Genomic DNA, 4,200 nt, shown 5'->3' with positions numbered 1-4,200 from the left:
GAGAGCGACACCTCGACCCCGCGGTCGCCGATCTTGTAGATGTCGGACGGCTTGAGCAGCACCAGGTCGCCTGCGCCGACATTGCCGCCCGCGGTCAGCGGGTCGCCCAGAAGGGTGCCGCCGTTCGCGGACAGGCCCGGGAAGGCCCAGTTGCCGAGCGCGTTCTGCATCAGGCCCATCGACTTGGACAGCGACTGCGTGGTGACGAACTGCAGCATGTCGGCATTGTTCGCGGCGATGAAGGGTGCATAGAGCGCCTTCACGTCGGCGATCACCCCGTCGATGTCGGTGCCCGCGCTGGTCCCGGCGGTGACGCCGTTGAGGATCCCCGCCGGGGAGACACCGGAGACCGCGGCCGCTGCCGAGAGGAACGTGGAGTCCACCTTCTGCGCGGAGGCCTCGACCAGGGCGTCGCGCACCAGGCGCTCGGCGGAGGGCGAGGAATCGCGCAGCAGTTCCTTCGACACGATGGCCAGCGCCGCCACCTTCAGCGGCGTCAGGTTGACGTCGGCGAAGTCCGCCTTGCTGACCGGGATCGACTTCGACTGGCCGACCCAGTAGCCGGTCGCCGCACCGTCCTGTCCGCCGATGTTCACGTTGGCGGGCACCTCGCGCAGCGGCAGCTTGTCGAAGACCGTGCGGCTGTAGAGATATTCGATGAAATCGCCGGTGTAGCGGTCGAGATGCACCAGCTCGGCGCCCCACTCGCCGGTGTCGGTGCCGCCGCCGGCCACGGCCGCCTTGATGGTGGCCACCAGGTTCGGCGATTTCTGGCCCCAGCGCTTCTGGGCGATGCCGACGGCCGAAATGTCGTCGAGGCGCGCCAGCATCTTGGCGATCACCACGCGGGTGTAGTTCTGGCCGTCGAAGTCCTCGTCGCGGTCGCCCTTCTGGATCGCGACCGGGGCGGCCAGCGAGGTCTGGCGGCTTTCGCCGGCGGCCTTGGCCGAGGTGCCGGTGACCGGCTTCGCGGTCTGCTCGTCCAGCTTCTGCATCTTGCGCAGGCGCGCCAGGTGCTTCTCGACGGCGGCGTTCTCGACCTCGAGGTCATCGAACTGGTCCTGTGCCTCGGCGTCGAGGGTTTCGCCCTTCTCGGCCGATGCATCCATCAGGGATTTCATGCTGGCCACGTTCGAGGCGAGCTTCGCCTCGTAAGCGGCAATCTGTTCTGCATAGGTCATGCTTGAGTCCTGTGTGCGGGCCGCACGGCGGCGGGCCCGGCAGCCTTGTCCAAGGGCCGGTGAATTGCGGTCGCGCCGCGGGGACGGATGCCGTCAGGTGTGGATCTTGGTGATCACGAACGGCTTTGCCCGGACGCGGGCGGGGGCGGTCAGCTTGACGACCGGGTGCGCTTTGCCGGACGCGGCGTGCTTCCCGGGTTGCCGAACGGTGGCGGCGGGCTGTTCCGGCCCGGCCGCGAAATGCTTGACGGTGGCGATGCTGGCCTCGGCCTGCGCCGGGATGGTCACGGCGGACAGTTCGAGCCATTCCCATTCCTGGAACTCGATGCCCCAGGAGTTTTCGATCTGGGCCGTCTTGATGCCGCGGAAGCCGATCGACAGCCCGCGCACGAGACCGGCCTTGATCAGCGCCCAATAGCGGTCGATCTCTTCGGTCACGCCGAGCGCCACCTTGGCCACGATCTCGATGCCCTTCCCGCTGACTTTCGCCTGCGTGACATGGCCGATCGGATCGCCGTGCCGGTGCTGCCATAGCAGAGGGATCGGCAGCTTGAACTTGGCGCCCATGGGCAGGACGACGTCGTCCATGCGGTCCGGCGTCGGCGTGCTGGCAATGCCGGTGATCGTTCCAGCCTCGCCGTCAGCTGCCTTGACCTCTATGGTCGACCAGGCGCGCTCAATTCGGTCCATGTCGATCTCCTAGTAGAACTGGATCTGGTATTCCGGCTCGCGCTGCGGCTCGGGGTTCCTGCACATGCGCTCCATGGCGTTGAAGAGCGCCATGGCCGGGTCGATCTTGGCGTCCCCTGCATGCACCTTCGTGGCGCGGATCGCGGTGGCGGTCGGCTCGATCTTGACGTTCGAGACGCACCATTTCATCAGTTCGCTCCCGTCATGCAGAAGGGTGCCGTTCACGAGCTTGCGTTCGGCCGTCTTGATGGCGTTCATCAGCATGATCCCCTGGCTCACGCCGGCCAGAAGGCCGTTCTCCTGGGTGACGTCGATCTTCTCCATCGCCTCGAGGAACTGCCCGAGCCCCGCCGGGTCGACGCCGACGCACCCGAGGAGCCCGGCCTCCTTCACCTGGAGGACAACGTCGACGATCTGATTCATGTCCTCGAGCTTGTCGTCGACGATGGTCAGGCTCTTCTCCCGCCGGAAATCGCGCAGCCTGGGCGCGATCGACATGCGGCGGCCGAGAACGCCCTCGTGGCACCACGCATGGCACCAGGCGAGCCAGTTGCGCGTTTCCCTCTCGCGCCCCACCACGGCAAGACCGAAGAGGTCATCCATGCCGCCGCCGTCGATGCCGATCACCGCGACCTCGCAGCGGGCCAGCAGGCTGTCCAGGTCGAGCCCCCCGACCGCCCGGCGCTCCCAGTATTCCGCCCCGGGCCAGCGGTTGGCGCGCAGGGTCAGGCCAATCTCCACGTTGAGATGCTTGGCCAGGAACACGTTCCGCGTCTCCGGGCCCTTGCCGAGCTCCTTGCGCATCTCGCGTTCCAGCCAGTCCGCCAGAACCGACCGGCCGATATTCGGGTTGGTGACGTAGAAGTTTCCGGGATCGAGGAAGGCATCCTCCTCCAGCATGCCCTGCGGAAACTCGTAGATCACCGGCAGGAACTGGGGATCCTCGATCCGGCCGTCGCGCACGTCGCGGGCATAGTCGAGCCTGTCCTTGAACACGCCCGCCGGCGGCTCGTCGCTCTGCGTCGAGAGGTAGATCACGAACCCCTCCGGCCGCGAGACCAGGCCGCCGGTCGCCTCGCGCAGCATCGCGTCGGCGCGGGCCTGCTTGCCGAAGAGCCAGAGCTCGTCGACCAGCACGAAGGCCGCCTTCTTTCCGCCGACCGTCTTGTCGTCGGCGCTCACCACCTTCAGCGTCGCCGCGGTGACCCGGTGCCTGATCAGCCGCAGATGGTCCACCACCTGCAGCAGTCCGGTCTCCGGATCCCCCAGCTCCGGGTCTTCGGCGACCATGTCCGCCGCGGGCTTGAAGCAGTTGTTCGCCGCCTCGATCGTCGGCGCCAGGATCAGGAGCTCCGCCGAGTGGCGCCAGTTGCGGATCAGCGCCGTGACCATGATCCCGGCCGCGATGGTCGACTTCGAATTCTTCTTGCTGATCAGCAGGAAGAATTCCGTGATCAGCCGCTTGGCCGCATCCGCGTCATAGGCGCCGAAGATCGCAGCCACGAAATCGAAGATCCACGGATCGCAGGCCTCGCCGAAGGTCGGCTTGCCAGCCACGTCGACGATCCGGAGCCCCTTGAAGACCTCGAGCGCGGCTTCCGCCTCGTCCGGGAAGAGCGGATCGAACGCCACCAGGGACTCGCGCGCAACAACCCGGCGCTCCCAGTCCGGGCACGCTGTCGTCCAGTCCGGCGCCATCAGCTGTCCCCGTTGCTCACGACAAGCTTCGGCGCGGCGGGCGGCGCGTACTTGCCGCCGCCTGCAGCGCGGGCCTCGGCGGCGATCTGGCGCGACGCCTTCTTGCCGATCCTGCCGGCCGCAGGCAGGACGGGCACGGCTTCGGACGCCTCGCCCTGGATGGCGGGCACCATGGCATCGAGCTGCTTCAGCATCTCCTTGATCGCCGCGACGTTGCCTTCGGCCGCCGCCTCGTCGAGGTATGTCAGCATCCTGGCGCGCTGCTCCACAAGGAACCGCCGTGCAGCGTTCCGGATCGGGCCCTTGGGAAAATAATGCTTCCGCACGGTGGGCGCGGAGATGCCAAGTTCGGCAGCGACCTCCTTCGCATCCATCCCGGCAAGCACTAACCTCCTGACTTTCATCACGCTTTCCGGCGTCACGATGTGGCCGTTCCGGCCCGGCTTGCCGAAGTTCTCCGGGATCGGATGCCCGAGCAGGTCAAATTCCCGGGTCACGATAAAAAATCTCTCCGTGCGGGGGTAGCGCGGGTCGGGGCCAGGGACGCCCCATCCGATGCCCCTCCCCCCCCTTGGCCGCCGGGCCGCCGGTCGTCTCCGATCCGGCGGCCGTACTGCGCCCACCATTCCAT

The 4,200-nt window shown here is 67.3% G+C and carries 4 protein-coding genes; all 4 read right to left on the bottom strand.

The features are described 5' to 3' along the window. Positions 1–1,181 (bottom strand): phage major capsid protein (locus tag HCC78_RS31645; RefSeq protein WP_172332680.1); only part of this gene is annotated, 1,181 nt, incomplete at its 3' end. A gap of 93 nt (positions 1,182–1,274) precedes the next feature. Continuing rightward, positions 1,275–1,871 (bottom strand): HK97 family phage prohead protease, encoded by a 597-nt coding sequence (locus HCC78_RS31640; RefSeq protein WP_172332679.1) that lies wholly within the window; start codon positions 1,869–1,871, stop codon positions 1,275–1,277. A gap of 9 nt (positions 1,872–1,880) precedes the next feature. Beyond that, positions 1,881–3,503, bottom strand: coding sequence for a terminase large subunit (locus tag HCC78_RS31635; protein WP_216671400.1), 1,623 nt, complete (start codon positions 3,501–3,503; stop codon positions 1,881–1,883). A 65-nt stretch (positions 3,504–3,568) separates the two neighbouring features. Beyond that, positions 3,569–4,200, bottom strand: a 632-nt coding sequence (locus HCC78_RS31630) for a hypothetical protein (RefSeq protein ID WP_216671399.1), incomplete at its 5' end; no start/stop codon positions are given.

This window comes from Mangrovicoccus sp. HB161399 (genome assembly GCF_013184745.1).
Taxonomy (GTDB): Bacteria; Pseudomonadota; Alphaproteobacteria; order Rhodobacterales; family Rhodobacteraceae; genus Mangrovicoccus.
The sequence above is the reverse complement of the archived record's forward strand: the minus strand, read 5'-3'. Positions and strand labels throughout refer to the sequence as shown.